We start from the raw sequence: 14,136 nt of genomic DNA, 5'->3' as shown, positions 1-14,136 counted from the left end.
GGCGCGCTACGCCGTCAGCTTCGCCAGCGCCGCGTCGATACGGGCCAGCGTCTTCTCCTTGCCCAGGACCTCCAGGGACTCGAAGAGCGGCAGGCCGACCGTGCGGCCGGTGACGGCGACCCGGACCGGGGCCTGGGCCTTGCCGAGCTTGAGGCCGTGCGCCTCACCGGCGGCCAGGACGGCCTCCTTCAGGGACTCGGCGGAGTTCCAGTCGGCCGCGTCGAGCTTCTCGCGGGCGGTGCGCAGCAGGGCGTCGGATCCCTCCTTCATCGCCTTGTTCCAGCTCGCCTCGTCGAAGACCGGCTCCGGCAGGAACAGGAAGTCGACGTTGTCGGTGATCTCGGAGAGGACCTTCAGACGGGTCTGTGCGTGCGGGGCGACGGCCTGCCACTTCATCTCGTCGAAGGCCTCCGGGGCCCATGAGGCGAACGGGGCCTGGAGCCACGGGCGGCAGCGCTCTGTGAAGTCCTTCACATCGAGCAGGCGGATGTGGTCGCCGTTGATCGCCTCGCACTTCTTGAGGTCGAAGCGGGCCGGGTTGGGGTTCACGTCCGCGATGTCGAAGGCCGCGACCATCTCGTCCATGGTGAAGATGTCCTGGTCGGCCGAGAGCGACCAGCCGAGGAGCGAGAGGTAGTTGAGGAGGCCCTCGGGGAGGAAGCCGCGCTCCCGGTAGAGGTTGAGCGACGACTGCGGGTCGCGCTTGGAGAGCTTCTTGTTGCCCTCACCCATCACGTACGGCAGGTGCCCGAACTCCGGGACGCCCTTGGCGATGCCCAGCTCGATCAGCGCCTTGTACAGGGCGATCTGGCGCGGGGTGGAGGAGAGCAGGTCCTCGCCGCGCAGGATGTGCGTGATCTCCATCAGGGCGTCGTCGACCGGGTTCACGAGCGTGTAGAGGGGAGCGCCGTTCGCTCGGACGATCCCGTAGTCCGGGACGTTCTCCGGCGTGAACGTCAGCTCGCCGCGGACCAGGTCCGTGAAGGTGATCGTCTCGTCCGGCATGCGGAAGCGGACGATCGGGGTGCGGCCCTGCGCCTGGTACTCGGCGACCTGCTCGGCGGTGAGCTCGCGGCAGTGGCCGTCGTAGCCGGACGGCTTACCGGCCGCGCGGGCGGCCTCGCGGCGGGTGTCCAGCTCCTCCTGGGAGCAGTAGCAGTGGTAGGCGTGGCCGGCGTCCAGGAGCTTCTGGGCCACGTCCTTGTAGATGTCCATGCGCTGCGACTGGCGGTACGGGGCGTGCGGGCCGCCGATCTCCGGGCCCTCGTCCCAGTCGAAGCCGAGCCAGCGCATCGCGTCGAGCAGCTGCTCGTAGGACTCCTCGGAGTCGCGGGCCGCGTCGGTGTCCTCGATACGGAAGACCAGGGTGCCGCCGTGGTGCCGCGCGAACGCCCAGTTGAACAGGGCGGTGCGGACCAGGCCCACGTGGGGGTTACCGGTGGGCGACGGACAGAAACGTACGCGAACGGGGGAGCCGGGTGCGCTAGCCACGCTTGACAACCTTGTTGGTGAGAGTGCCGATGCCTTCGATGCTGACGGAGACCTCGTCGCCGACAGCGAGGGGGCCGACCCCCGCGGGGGTGCCCGTGAGGATCACGTCGCCGGGGAGCAGCGTCATGGCCTCGGAGATGTTGACGATCAGATCCTCGATCGGGTGGATCATCTCGCTGGTGCGGCCGAGCTGGCGTTGCTGTCCGTTGACGGTGAGCTGGATGGTGAGGTCGGACGGGTCGACGTCCGTCTCCACCCAGGGGCCGAGCGGGCAGGAGGTGTCGAAGCCCTTGGCCCTGGCCCACTGCTTCTCGCGCCTCTGCACGTCACGGGCGGTGATGTCGTTGGCGCAGGTGTAGCCCAGGATCACTTCCTTGACGCGCTCGGGCGGGACCTCGCGGCACAGGCGGCCGATCACGACGGCCAGCTCGGCCTCGTGGTGGAGTTCCTCGGAGAAGGAGGGGTACTGGATCTCGTCGCCGGGGCCGATCACCGAGGTGGACGGCTTGAAGAAGGCGAACGGGGCGTCCGGGACCTCGTTGCCCAGCTCGCGCGCGTGCTCGGCGTAGTTGCGGCCGAAGGCCACGACCTTGTTGGGGAGGACCGGCGGCAGCAGCCGGACCTTGCTCAGCGGGACCTTCGTACCGGAGAGCTCGAAGTCCGCGAACGGGATGCCCTTGATGATGTCGAGGACGAGCTCGTCCGGCTTGTCGCCCTCGACCGCGCCGAAGGCGACGTTCCCGTCGATGGAGAACCTGGCGATGCGCACGGGATGCTTGGCCCCTTGACTGAGCTGGCTGAAGTCTGACGCTCCAGGCTATCTCGGCGGGGCCTGTCCGGTGGATCAGGCCGGAGGGGAAGGAACGGCAGCGTCTCGACTTCACAGGCCCCCTCGCGCAGTGACGCGCGAGGGGGCCTGTGGAGTGCTTGCCTAGCCCTGCTCCGCCGCGGCAGCCCCGGCCGGGACGTCCATCAGGACCGTGCGGCGGGGGTTGGCGGTCTGGGTCGGGAGGTCGACGGAGTGCTCCGGGTGATCCGGGGTCTGCAGTTCGTCGGCGTCGTCGAGGTGCGCCAGCGTCGTGCGCCGCGGGTTGGCTATCGTGCGGAACATCATCGTCGTCTTCACGGTTGTACTGAACCCTGTCGTGTACGGGGCGCCGGAAGCGCCGGTTGGCAGAAGGTCGCCTCTTGTAAAGCGTCAGGCTAAACATCCGATTCCCAGCGGATGGCGCGCAGCGCCCTGCGGCCGCGTGTGAGTTTGCTCACGAACTCGAGCTCAAACCGGTCAATTCAGGCTGGCAACTCATACCAATGAAACGGACATTGGCCCCCTGAAGCCGACATTCCGCTCCTGATCATCGCGACTGGGACACCCCGCCCGTCTCGACGACTCGCTCAGAAATGTCCGCTATAAGGCGGAGGTCGCTCTACGTGTCGTGACGCATCCCTCACGCGGTGTCACGGATGTCACAGCCTGACCAACTGGCCTTGTTGGAGATCCGGCACTGTGCTGGAATTCCACGGACCGCCGCAGGATCGAGCCGGTGCGCAGGGGGCGCGAAACAGCGCCGAGTGGCGGCAAGAAGGGGGAGTCCAGCGCCGGTCACTCACGACCATCCGGGTGCGCATTCAGGGCGCTCCCGATCGACGCCGACACCGTCCTTCCGTTCGCGGAGGGGCGCCTGGTCCAGAGGTTGCGACGCTAGTGCAGGGACGTTTCAAGAGGGATGGCAGCGCTTCGGCGGAGCCGGAGCCGCACGGTGGGACCGACCGCGGTTCCTCGCCCCAGCACGCCCAGGGCCCGGGCCCGTCCGGTGACGGCGGTGCGCGCCCCGGCGCATCGGCGCCTTCGGGCACTCCGGCGACCGCTCCGACGGTGAAGCCTCCGCAGGGATCGAGCGGCCCCGGGCCGCGCATAGCCCTGCGCAACTGGCGCATCTCCACCCGTCTGGTGTCGCTGCTCGCGCTGCCGGTGGTCGCGGCCACCTCGCTCGGCGCACTGCGTATCAACCAGTCCATGGACGACATCCAGCAGCTCGACAACATGAAGCTGCTGACGGAAATGACCAAGCAGGCGACCGAACTGGCCGCCGCGCTCCAGGAGGAGCGCGACCAGTCCGCCGGCCCGCTGGCGCACGACTCGACGGCCAGCACGACCACGGTCAAGGGCCTCCAGACCAAGACGGACCGGGCGCTGGAGAACTTCCTCGCCGCCTCCGAGGAGGTCGACTCCGCCAGCAAGGACGGCAACCTCCAAGGCGTCCGCGACAGCCTGGTCGGCCTCGCCCGCGATCTCAACGGCCTCAACGAGATCCGCAGCAACGCCTACGAGGCCGAGGACAACTCCACGCAGACGGTGGAGGCCTACCACCGCCTCATCACGCACCTGCTCGACCTCTCGCAGGACATGGCGGAGGCGACCAGCAACCCCGACATGATCCAGCGCACCCGCGCCCTGTCGGCGTTCTCCTCCGCCAAGGAGTACGCGTCGATCCAGCGCGCGGTCCTGGCGGCGGCGCTGCCCGCGAACACCAAGACGGCCGCCGACCTGTCCGAGAACGACCGGCTGTACGCAGAGTCGGCGCTGGAGAGCCAGATATCCGAACTGCGCAGCTTCACCAGCATCTTCGGTGAAGGGGCCGAGGAGCTCCTCCAGCCCATCGACCGGGGCAACTCCGTCATCGAGGCCACCGACACCTACGCCGGCCGCGCGCTGCGGGAGAACGGCCTGGCCGGGTTGGAGAGGCGCTCCTACCGGGACTGGCTGGACGACAGCTCCACCAAGATCCAGCAGATGAAGAACATCGAGCGCAAGCTGCTCGAGGACATGGAGCAGCAGGCCCGCGAGCTGCGCAGCGAATCGGAGCGCGAGGCGATCATCTCCGGTGCGCTGATCCTGCTCGTGCTCGGCGTCTCGCTGGTCGGCGCCTTCGTGATGGCCCGGTCCATGATCCGCTCGCTGCGCCGCCTGGAGGACACCGCGACGAAGGTCGCCCAGGACCGGCTGCCCGAGCTGGTCAAGCAGCTGTCCGAGTCCGACCCGCAGGACGTGGACACGTCCGTGGAGTCGGTCGGTGTGCACTCCCGCGACGAGATCGGCCGAGTGGCCGCGGCGTTCGACGACGTGCACCGCGAGGCGGTCCGCCTCGCCGCCGAGCAGGCTCTGCTGCGGGGCAACGTCAACGCGATGTTCACCAACCTCTCGCGTCGCTCCCAGGGTCTGATCCAGCGCCAGCTGTCGCTGATCTCCGAACTGGAATCCCGTGAGGCGGACCCGGACCAGCTGGCCTCGCTGTTCAAGCTGGACCACCTCGCCACCCGTATGCGCCGTAACGGCGAGAACCTCCTCGTCCTCGCGGGTGAGGAGCCCGGCCGACGCTGGACCCGCCCGGTCCCGCTGGTCGACGTGCTCCGCGCCGCCGCGTCCGAGGTGGAGCAGTACGAGCGCATCGAGCTGGCCGCGGTGCCGACCACCCAGGTCGCCGGCCGCGTGGTCAACGACCTCGTGCACCTGCTCGCCGAGCTGCTGGAGAACGCCACGTCGTTCTCCTCGCCGCAGACCAAGGTCAAGGTCACCGGTCACGCCCTGCCCGACGGCCGGGTGCTGATCGAGATCCACGACACCGGCATCGGCCTCTCGCCCGAGGACCTCGCCCAGATCAACGAGCGGCTCGCCTCGCCGCCCACCGTGGACGTCTCCGTCTCCCGGCGCATGGGTCTGTTCGTGGTCGGCCGGCTGTCGCAGCGGCACGGCATCCGGATCCAGCTGCGCCCGTCCGACTCCGGTGGTACGACCGCGCTGGTCATGCTGCCCGTCGATGTCGCCCAGGGCGGCAAGAAGCCGCAGGGCAAGCCCGGTCAGGGTGGCGCCGGTGGCCCGGCCGCGGCGCAGGCCGCCGCCGGTGTGGCCGCGGCCCGCCGTGGCAACGGCGGTTCGCTGGGCGCCGGTGCGCCCGCCGCGGGCGGTGCCCTCGGGGCCGGTGCGTCCGGTGGCGGTGGCCGGCTCGGTGCCGGCCAGGGGCCGCGGGCCGAGCTGCCGGGCCGGGACTCGGGCGGCCGTCCGGGGGCTCCGGGCGGTGCACGCGGACCGCAGACTCCCCCGGCACCCCAGCAGGGCCGGCCCACCCCGGCGGGCATGGGCGCCCAGGCCTCCGGTGGCCCGCAGGGCCAGGACGGCCGCGGCAACGTGCCGCCGCAGCGCGGCGACGCGGGCGCGGGTACCGAGCGCGGCCGGCGTGGACGTCAGCCGCAGCTGCCGCCGCGCGGTGGCGCACGGGCCGAGCTGCCGGGCGGCAACCAGCAGTCCCGGCCGAGCTGGAGCGACGAAAACGCGCAGCCGCCGGTGCCGCGCGCCGCGCTGGACACCCCGCGCGGCCACGAGGAGCCGGACGTCTCGCAGACGGCCCGGATGCCCCGCGTGAACGACCGCCAGGGCCCCGGCGCCACCGCCGAGATGCCGGCGGTTCCGCGGATCGACGACCGCCAGGGTCCCGGCGCCCCGAACGGCCAGCAGAACAGCGGCCAGTTCGTCCGCCCGGACGTCTTCGGCACGCAGAACGGGCCGAACAGCTCGTCCACGACGGGGCAGTTCGCCGCACCTCAGGCGCACGACAACGGCTCCACCGGCCAGTACGCCGCTCCGCAGCAGTACGACAACGGCTCCACCGGCCAGTTCCCGGCGCCCCAGGCGTACGGCAACGGCTCCACGGGACAGTTCCCGGTTCCTCCCGCTCCTCAGGCTTACGACAACGGGGCTACCGGCCAGTTCTCCACGCCGGGCCACGACGGCTCCTCGACCGGGCAGCACACGCTGCCCGGCGGCCACCAGAACCCCTCGGGTCCGGGCCAGTACGAGCAGCCGCAGGGCGACTTCGGTGCCCAGCGGCCCCCGGCCCCGCAGCGTCCGCAGAGGCCCGCCCGCCCGGCGCCGGAGGCGCTGCCGCCGGCCTCGGGCCCCGGTGACGGGCGTACGCCGCTGTACGACACGCTGGAGACCAACTGGTTCCACGGCCAGCAGGGCCAGCAGCCCCAGCAGGGTCAGCAGCCCGAGCCGCAGCGCAGGCCCGACCGGCCGCAGGGCAACGGCTCCGCACCGGCCCCGCGCCAGCCGCAGGCCTCCGCGGCCCCTCAGCGTCCCGCCGCCGCCTGGCGCAGCTCGCCGAACGACGATCTCGTCCGGCAGGCTGAGCGCGTCCGGCAGCCGGCCGCGGGCGGTGTCACCACCTCCGGTCTGCCGCGCCGGGTGCCCCGGGCGAACCTCGTCCCGGGCACTGCTCAGCAGCAACCACACCAGAGCGGTCCGCAGGTCTCGCGTGCGCCCCAGGACGTGCGCGGTCGGCTGACCAACCTCCGTCGGGGTATCGCACAGGGCCGTCAGGCCGGGTCCGGCCAGACGGGCAGCTTCCCGAGCCCCACTCACCAGCAGGAGCGTTAGTTGAGTCCGATGAGCCAGGCGGCACAGAACCTGAACTGGTTGATCACCAACTTCGTGGACAACACCCCCGGGGTGTCCCACACCGTCGTCGTGTCCGCCGACGGACTCCTCCTGGCGCTGTCGGAGGGCTTTCCGCGCGACCGGGCCGACCAGTTGGCGGCGGTCGCGTCGGGGCTCACCTCGCTGACCGCCGGGGCCTCCCGGATCTTCGAGGGGGGCAACGTGGCACAGACCGTCGTGGAGATGGAGCGAGGTTTCCTTTTCCTCATGTCCATCTCGGACGGCTCGTCCCTGGCCGTTCTCGCGCACCCCGACTGCGACATCGGCCTCGTCGGCTACGAGATGGCGCTGCTGGTCGACCGCGCGGGCGCCGTGCTCACGCCCGACCTGCGTGCCGAACTGCAAGGAAGTCTGCTCCACTAGCGATCCCGGATCCACCCGTCTCACCAAATCACCGTCCGGCCGCCACAATCCCCCCACCGGCCCCCGTCAGACGGCACGACTGACCAACTTGCTGTCCCGCCCGGAGGATTCATGACCCCGCCCACCGCCTCTCATGATCCGTACACAGATCCGTACGGGGACGAGGGCGACCAGCCGCTGGTACGTCCGTACGCGATGACCGGCGGCCGGACCCGGCCGCGCTACCAGCTCGCCCTCGAGGCGCTGATCAGCACGACGGCCGACCCGGCAGCGCTCATGGGGCTGCTCCCGGAGCACCAGCGCATCTGCCATCTGTGCCGCGAGGTGAAGTCGGTCGCCGAGGTGTCGGCACTGCTCGCCATGCCGCTCGGGGTGGCCCGGATCCTCGTGGCGGACCTCGCCGAGGCCGGGCTCGTGGCCGTCCACCAGCCGGGCGGCGACGAGAACAACGGCGGTGCTCCAGACGTGACACTGCTCGAAAGGGTGCTCAGTGGACTTCGCAAGCTCTGAACCGAGAGGCGCCACCACATCGGCGAAGATCGTGGTGGCGGGTGGCTTCGGCGTGGGCAAGACCACGTTCGTCGGCGCCGTCTCGGAGATCGACCCGCTGCGCACCGAGGCGGTCATGACGTCTGCTTCGGCAGGCATCGACGACCTCACGCACACCGGGGGCAAGACCACCACGACGGTGGCGATGGACTTCGGCCGTATCACCCTGGACCAGGACCTGATCCTGTACCTGTTCGGTACGCCGGGGCAGGACCGCTTCTGGTTCATGTGGGACGACCTGGTGCGTGGCGCCATCGGCGCGGTGGTGCTGGTGGACACGCGCCGGCTGGCGGACTGCTTCCCGGCCGTGGACTACTTCGAGAACAGCGGTCTGCCGTTCGTCGTCGCCCTCAACGGCTTCGACGGCCAGCAGCCGTACCAGCCCGACGAGGTCCGCGAGGCACTCCAGATCGGCCCGGACACCCCGATCATCACCACCGACGCCCGACACCGCGCGGACGCCAAGTCCGCGCTGATCACGCTGGTCGAGCACGCTTTGATGGCCCGGCTGAAGTAGCACTCAAATAGGCAGCGCCGTACGGCAGTTGCCGTAGGCATATGAGTACGGATGCTGAAGCCGGCTGTGGCCTTTGACACGGTCGGCTTCGGTGTTCATAACGTTTCGGCAGAGGAATCGGGTGGCACCGCCACGCGTCGCGTTCGACTGGTGTCGCTGCGCGCACAAAAGCCCCGTCTTTTGACGGGGCTCGCTCTTTATGACCGTTTTATCTGGGGCCTGGATCGCCCGGAATCCCCGTCATCCCATGTTTGGAAGAGCGCAGGTCGACATGCTGGAATGCCTGAACTGCCCAAAGGTCAAAGACGTACTCGATGGTCGTTGGCGAAGTGGGCTCTGAGACACAACGGCACGACGTAGGTGCCGACCGCCGAGAGGTTGTTGGTCGAGTGAGGCGAAGCAACAAAGGTCCCGAGCCGCCCGCCCGGGGCAACTTCACCCCGCCGTCACGCGGAGCGGCGCCTGCGCCCGTTGTGCCCGGTCCGGAGCCGACGGCCGCGCCCGCTCCGAGCGGCGGCCGTTTCTCCCCGCGCAACTGGCGGGTGGCGACCCGACTGAACGCGATCCTGCTGATTCCCGTACTGGTCGGCCTGGTCATGGGCGGCTTCCAGGTGAGCAGCTCGATCGACACCTGGCAGGAGGCCGAGGACGCGGAGAACACCGCGCGTCTGGTCCGGGCCTCCCTGACCTACGCCGACGCGCTCTACAACGAGCGTGACGTCACGGCCTCCCCGCTCCTGACGGGCAAGGGCCAGGACAACTCCACGGTCACCCAGGCCCGCAAGAAGACGGACGAGGCCGCCGACGCCTTCGACGAGGCGGCGCAGAACATGCCGGACAAGGCCGGCCTGCAGCGCCGTCTGGGCCTGTTCCGCGAGGAGGAGCCCAAGCTTCAGAGCCTGCGCGCGGCCGCGTACACGAGCAAGCTCCGCGGTGTGGAGACCGAGGAGAGCTACGTCGGCATCGCCCACCCGCTGATGGAGTTCGCCAACGAGCTCGGTCTGGGCACCGGAAACATCACCAGCTACGGCCGTACGGTCTACGCGATCTCGCTGACCAAGGCGGCGCTGTCGCTGGAGCGCTCCATCGGTACGCACCTGCTGGTCAAGCCCGGCCCCCAGCCCACCGACCTCGCCAAGCAGCGCGTCGCCCTGACCTCCTACGCCTACCTCGAGGGCATCGCCATCGGGGAGTACATCGGCGGTGGTACCGAGGCGGACGCGCAGAAGCTCGAGGACGCCCGGAAGCAGATCACGGCGGACGGCCGGCAGATGGCCAAGGAGGCCGCCGCGGAAGCGGCCGCGAAGGGCCAGGAGTACGTCCCGCCGCCGTCCGACCCGGCCGACATGGTCGCGAAGATCGCGGCCATGCAGTCCGCCGACGAGCTCGACGCGCTCGCCCAGGAGGGCATCACCGCGACGAACTGGTGGGCGGTCAACACGCTCAAGTACGACGCCTACCGCCAGATCGAGGCGGACCTGGCCGACACCGCGGTGAACGAGGCCGCGAGCATCGCCGACGACGCCAAGCGGGACGCCTTCATCGTGGGTGCCGCCGTCGTGGTCGCCCTGCTCGCCGCGTTCATCCTGGCCGGCATGGTGGCCCGCCAGATGAGCCGCTCGATGCGCCAGCTGCGCAACGCCGCCTTCGGTATCGCCGAGCAGCGTCTGCCGATGCTGGTCGACCAGCTGTCGCGGACCGACCCCGGTCGCGTCGACACCCGTGTGTCGCCCATCCCGATCACCTCCACGGACGAGATCGGCGAGGTCGCCCGGGCCTTCGACCAGGTCCACCGCGAGGCCGTCCGGCTCGCCGCCGAACAGGCCCTGCTGCGGGGCAACATCAACGCGATCTTCACCAACCTGTCGCGCCGCAACCAGTCGCTGATCGAGGGCCAGCTGACCCTGATCACCGACCTGGAGAACAACGAGGCCGACCCGGACCAGCTGGAGAACCTCTTCAGGCTGGACCACCTGGCCACCCGTATGCGCCGCAACGGCGAGAACCTCCTGGTCCTCGCCGGCGAGGAGCCCGGCCGCCGCTGGGACCAGCCGGTCCCGCTGGTCGACGTGCTGCGCGCCGCCTCCTCCGAGGTGGAGCAGTACGAGCGCATCGAGATATCCGGCGTCCCGGAGGCCGAGATCCACGGCCGCGCCGTGACCGACCTCGTGCACCTGCTGGCCGAGCTGCTGGAGAACGCGACGACGTTCTCCTCGCCGCAGACCAAGGTTCGGGTGACCGCAACCCGGCTGCCCGACGGTCGGGTCATGATCGAGATCCACGACAAGGGCATCGGCCTGACCGCCGAGGACTTCGCGGACATCAACCACAAGCTGGCCAACCCGCCGACCGTGGACGCCGCGATCTCCCAGCGCATGGGCCTCTTCGTGGTCGGCCGGCTGTCCGACCGGCACGGCATCCGCGTCCAGCTGCGCCCCTCCGGCGAGCAGGCCGGCACCACGTCGCTGGTCATGCTCCCCGACGCCATCACGCATGGCGGTGGCGGCGAACAGGCGCCGGACCGCGAGGAGTTCACGGTCTCGCAGATCATCCCGGAGCAGCAGTTCCAGGGTGAGAGCTTCAACCACCCGCCGATGCGCACGGCCGCCGAACTCGGCTTCGACGACAGCCGCTACGTCGAGGTCCCCGACGACATCCGCGAGCTGGACCCGGTGGGCCGCTCCCTGATGCGCGAGGAGCGCCGCGCGGCCCTGGAGGCCCAGACGCACGACCCGCAGGGCACCCAGGAGCCCACCGAGGCGCCCGCGTACGGCGACGGCTTCGACGGTCAGCAGGCCTACGACAACGGCCGGCAGGCGTACGACAACGGCCAGAACGGCTACCCGGACCAGTCCGCGGCCTACGGGCAGCAGACCGGTTACGAGGAGCAGACGGCGTACGAGGAGCAGCAGCAGCCGTCGTACGACGAGCCGTACTACGCGCCGAACGGCATGCCGCAGGGCGATGGTTTCGCGACCAACGGCGGCTACCCGGAGCCCGCGTATGCGGAGCCGGCCCAGGAGGAGCCCGCCGCCGCCCCGACGCGTTCCGCGGAGAGCTTCTCGGCCTTCGACGAGCAGTCCTACCAGGGCGACTGGCAGCAGCGGGACGGCTACCGGAACGACTACCCGGACCAGTACGCTCCCGAAGCGGAATCTCCGCAGGCCGCTGACGCAAGTGAGCGGGACCGCGTAGGCTTCGACCGTCCGGGCACGGGCCAGTCCGCCGGCCACCCCCTGACCGACGCCGGGCTTCCCCGTCGCGGGTCCAACGGCGGCGGGCAGGGCGCGGGCCGGCCCGCGAACCGGGAGCCGGCGGCCCCCTCGGCTCAGAGCAACGGCGACGACGGCTGGCGCTCGGCGAACGACGAGCGGTGGCAGCAGGCCTCCCAGCTCCGTAAGCCCAAGGCGGGCGGAGTCACCTCCTCCGGCCTGCCGCGGCGGGTACCCAAGGCCAATCTGGTCGAGGGCGCGGCGGAGACGACCCCGCAGGGCGGCCCCCAGGTCTCCCGCGCCCCCGAGGACGTCCGGGGCAGGCTGAGCAACCTGCGCCGGGGTGTCCAGCGGGGACGCACCGCAGGAAGTGAAACGAACGGCCAGGGCTTCGGTCCTGACAGCACCTACAACCAGGAGCGTTAGTGTGAGCCCGATGAGCCAGGCGGCACAGAACCTGAACTGGTTGATCACCAACTTCGTGGACAACACCCCCGGGGTGTCCCACACCGTGGTGGTCTCCGCCGACGGACTCCTTCTGGCGATGTCCGAAGGCTTCCCCCGCGACCGCGCCGACCAGCTCGCGGCCGTCGCCTCCGGTCTGACCTCACTGACCGCCGGCGCCTCGCGCATCTTCGAGGGCGGCAGCGTGAACCAGACGGTTGTGGAGATGGAGCGAGGATTCCTCTTCATCATGTCCATTTCCGACGGGTCGTCGCTCGCAGTTCTGGCCCACCCGGAAGCGGACATCGGCCTCATTGGGTACGAGATGGCTCTTCTGGTGGACCGTGCCGGTACGGTCCTGACCCCGGATCTCCGTGCGGAGCTCCAGGGAAGCCTTCTCAACTAACAGACAGACGGTGCGTTTTCGCGTCCCGTGGCCGTAAGGTTTCGGGACGCGGCTCCACAGCGATGGGTGCCTGGCACAGTCGGAGGAGGAGAAAGTGGCAACACCCCCAAGCGGTTCGTCTTCGGGCAACTGGTCGTACGGCCCTGGCCAGGGTCAGAACGACGGTTCCCAGAACCGGTACAACTTCCCCTCCACGCCGAGCCACCGGCAGCCGTACGCGCCACAGGGCCCCGGGCCCTCGCCGTACGACCAGCCGGCCGCGCCGCGCATCCAGCCCGTGCAGCCGCAGCGCCGCACCCCTGAGCCGGCGCCCGGCGGGGCGTCGAACAGCCACAACCCCCTGGTGCGCCCGTACGCGATGACGGGCGGCCGCACCAGGCCGCGGTACCAGCTCGCCATCGAGGCGCTGGTGCACACCACCGCGGCTCCGCACCAGATGCAGGGTCAGCTGCCCGAGCATCAGCGGATCTGCAACCTCTGCCGGGAGATCAAGTCGGTGGCCGAGATCTCGGCTCTGCTCACGATCCCCCTCGGCGTGGCCAGGATCCTCGTCGCCGACTTGGCGGAGGCGGGCCTGGTCGCCATCCATCAGCCCGGCGGCGACGAGAACGCCGGCGGCCAGCCAGACGTGACACTGCTCGAAAGGGTGCTCAGTGGACTTCGCAAGCTCTAGCGGCGGTCCTTCCCGCTCCACCACCTCCGCGAAGATCGTGGTGGCGGGCGGCTTCGGCGTGGGCAAGACCACGTTCGTCGGCGCCGTCTCGGAGATCAACCCGCTGCGCACGGAGGCCGTCATGACGTCTGCTTCGGCAGGCATCGACGACCTCACCCACACCGGGGACAAGACGACCACCACGGTCGCCATGGACTTCGGCCGTATCACCCTGGACCAGGACCTGATCCTGTACCTGTTCGGTACGCCGGGCCAGGACCGCTTCTGGTTCATGTGGGACGACCTGGTGCGCGGCGCCATCGGCGCGATCGTCCTGGTCGACACGCGCCGGCTCGCCGACTGCTTCCCGGCCGTCGACTACTTCGAGAACAGCGGCCTGCCGTTCGTCATCGCCCTCAACGGCTTCGACGGCCAGCAGCCGTACCAGCCCGACGAGGTCCGCGAGGCACTCCAGATCGGCCCGGACACCCCGATCATCACCACCGACGCCCGACACCGCGCGGACGCCAAGTCCGCGCTGATCACGCTGGTCGAGCACGCCCTGATGGCGCGCCTGCGGTAGCGCTGCCGCGCGATGCACGCAAAAGGGGCTCCCTCTCCGAACGGAGAGGGAGCCCCTTTTGCGTGTGCGCGGCCACCGGGTTGCCCCGAAAGGTGGTTCGCCGTCTACGGATCGTGCGTGGTTGCTCGCGCAGTTCCCCGCGCCCCTGAGAGGCCCGCGGCCTCTCAGGGGGGCAGTTCTACCGCCAGCTGTGCGGGGCCCGGAAGCCGGGCTCGCGCTCCAGGCGGCGCCAGCCGGCCTTGGCGCGGCCGCGGTGTGCCGGGGTCGTCGTGGACGTGCGTGCCGCCGCCCGGGCCAGGAGGATCGCCGTGATGGCGGCGACTTCCTCGGGCTCGGCGTGGCCCTTCTCGACGCGGATGTCAGGGTTGTTCATGGGGATCAGTCTCCGTGGATGAGGTTTCCGCGGGGGTACCGCAGAGGTTCCG

General features: G+C 70.2%; 12 protein-coding genes. 8 read left to right on the top strand and 4 right to left on the bottom strand.

Going from position 1 to position 14,136, the window contains the following annotated elements; all coding sequences use genetic code 11:
- Positions 1 to 6: 6 nt before the first annotated feature.
- The 3 genes from gltX to ACFV7R_RS18820 form a co-directional block, all read right to left on the bottom strand.
- A complete protein-coding gene (gene gltX, locus ACFV7R_RS18830; RefSeq protein WP_385264580.1) occupies positions 7 to 1,491 on the bottom strand; it encodes a glutamate--tRNA ligase in 1,485 nt (494 codons plus the stop codon).
- A complete protein-coding gene (locus ACFV7R_RS18825; RefSeq protein ID WP_385264579.1) occupies positions 1,484 to 2,260 on the bottom strand; it encodes a fumarylacetoacetate hydrolase family protein in 777 nt (258 codons plus the stop codon). Before ACFV7R_RS18825 ends, gltX begins: the two co-directional genes overlap by 8 nt.
- Before the next feature lie 162 nt (positions 2,261 to 2,422).
- Positions 2,423 to 2,617 (bottom strand): hypothetical protein, encoded by a 195-nt coding sequence (locus ACFV7R_RS18820; protein WP_129801561.1) that lies wholly within the window; start codon positions 2,615 to 2,617, stop codon positions 2,423 to 2,425.
- Between the two features lie 579 nt (positions 2,618 to 3,196).
- On the opposite strand from ACFV7R_RS18820, the gene ACFV7R_RS18815 reads away from it, so the two are divergent.
- The 8 genes from ACFV7R_RS18815 to ACFV7R_RS18780 all read left to right on the top strand — a co-directional run bounded on the left by ACFV7R_RS18815 (position 3,197) and on the right by ACFV7R_RS18780 (position 13,711).
- Positions 3,197 to 6,925: a nitrate- and nitrite sensing domain-containing protein gene (locus tag ACFV7R_RS18815; protein WP_385264577.1), complete on the top strand. Its 3,729-nt coding sequence runs from the start codon at positions 3,197 to 3,199 to the stop codon at positions 6,923 to 6,925.
- A gap of 9 nt (positions 6,926 to 6,934) precedes the next feature.
- Positions 6,935 to 7,348: a roadblock/LC7 domain-containing protein gene (locus tag ACFV7R_RS18810; protein ID WP_167996637.1), complete on the top strand. Its 414-nt coding sequence runs from the start codon at positions 6,935 to 6,937 to the stop codon at positions 7,346 to 7,348.
- A gap of 111 nt (positions 7,349 to 7,459) precedes the next feature.
- Positions 7,460 to 7,858 carry a DUF742 domain-containing protein gene (locus ACFV7R_RS18805; protein ID WP_073941118.1) on the top strand — a complete coding sequence of 133 codons (399 nt, stop codon included), beginning with the start codon at positions 7,460 to 7,462 and terminating at the stop codon, positions 7,856 to 7,858.
- Entirely contained in the window at positions 7,839 to 8,414 is a 576-nt protein-coding gene (locus ACFV7R_RS18800) for an ATP/GTP-binding protein (RefSeq protein ID WP_385264575.1), read from the top strand. Before ACFV7R_RS18805 ends, ACFV7R_RS18800 begins: the two co-directional genes overlap by 20 nt.
- Before the next feature lie 389 nt (positions 8,415 to 8,803).
- Positions 8,804 to 12,052 carry a nitrate- and nitrite sensing domain-containing protein gene (locus ACFV7R_RS18795; protein ID WP_385264574.1) on the top strand — a complete coding sequence of 1,083 codons (3,249 nt, stop codon included), beginning with the start codon at positions 8,804 to 8,806 and terminating at the stop codon, positions 12,050 to 12,052.
- Between the two features lie 10 nt (positions 12,053 to 12,062).
- A complete protein-coding gene (locus ACFV7R_RS18790; protein WP_004983065.1) occupies positions 12,063 to 12,476 on the top strand; it encodes a roadblock/LC7 domain-containing protein in 414 nt (137 codons plus the stop codon).
- Positions 12,477 to 12,570: 94 nt separating this feature from the next.
- Positions 12,571 to 13,149 (top strand): DUF742 domain-containing protein, encoded by a 579-nt coding sequence (locus tag ACFV7R_RS18785; RefSeq protein ID WP_129801565.1) that lies wholly within the window; start codon positions 12,571 to 12,573, stop codon positions 13,147 to 13,149.
- A complete protein-coding gene (locus ACFV7R_RS18780; protein ID WP_030216560.1) occupies positions 13,130 to 13,711 on the top strand; it encodes an ATP/GTP-binding protein in 582 nt (193 codons plus the stop codon). Before ACFV7R_RS18785 ends, ACFV7R_RS18780 begins: the two co-directional genes overlap by 20 nt.
- A gap of 178 nt (positions 13,712 to 13,889) precedes the next feature.
- On the opposite strand, the gene ACFV7R_RS18775 is transcribed toward ACFV7R_RS18780, so the two are convergent.
- Positions 13,890 to 14,084, bottom strand: a complete 195-nt coding sequence (locus ACFV7R_RS18775; protein ID WP_129801566.1) for an acyl-CoA carboxylase subunit epsilon — start codon at positions 14,082 to 14,084, stop codon at positions 13,890 to 13,892.
- Positions 14,085 to 14,136: the final 52 nt, after the last annotated feature.

It is taken from the genome of Streptomyces sp. NPDC059866, from assembly GCF_042731325.1.
In the GTDB taxonomy this organism is placed as follows: domain Bacteria; phylum Actinomycetota; class Actinomycetes; order Streptomycetales; family Streptomycetaceae; genus Streptomyces; species Streptomyces flavusporus.
Note: the sequence above shows the minus strand (reverse complement) of the source record. Positions and strands in the feature narration are given on the sequence as shown.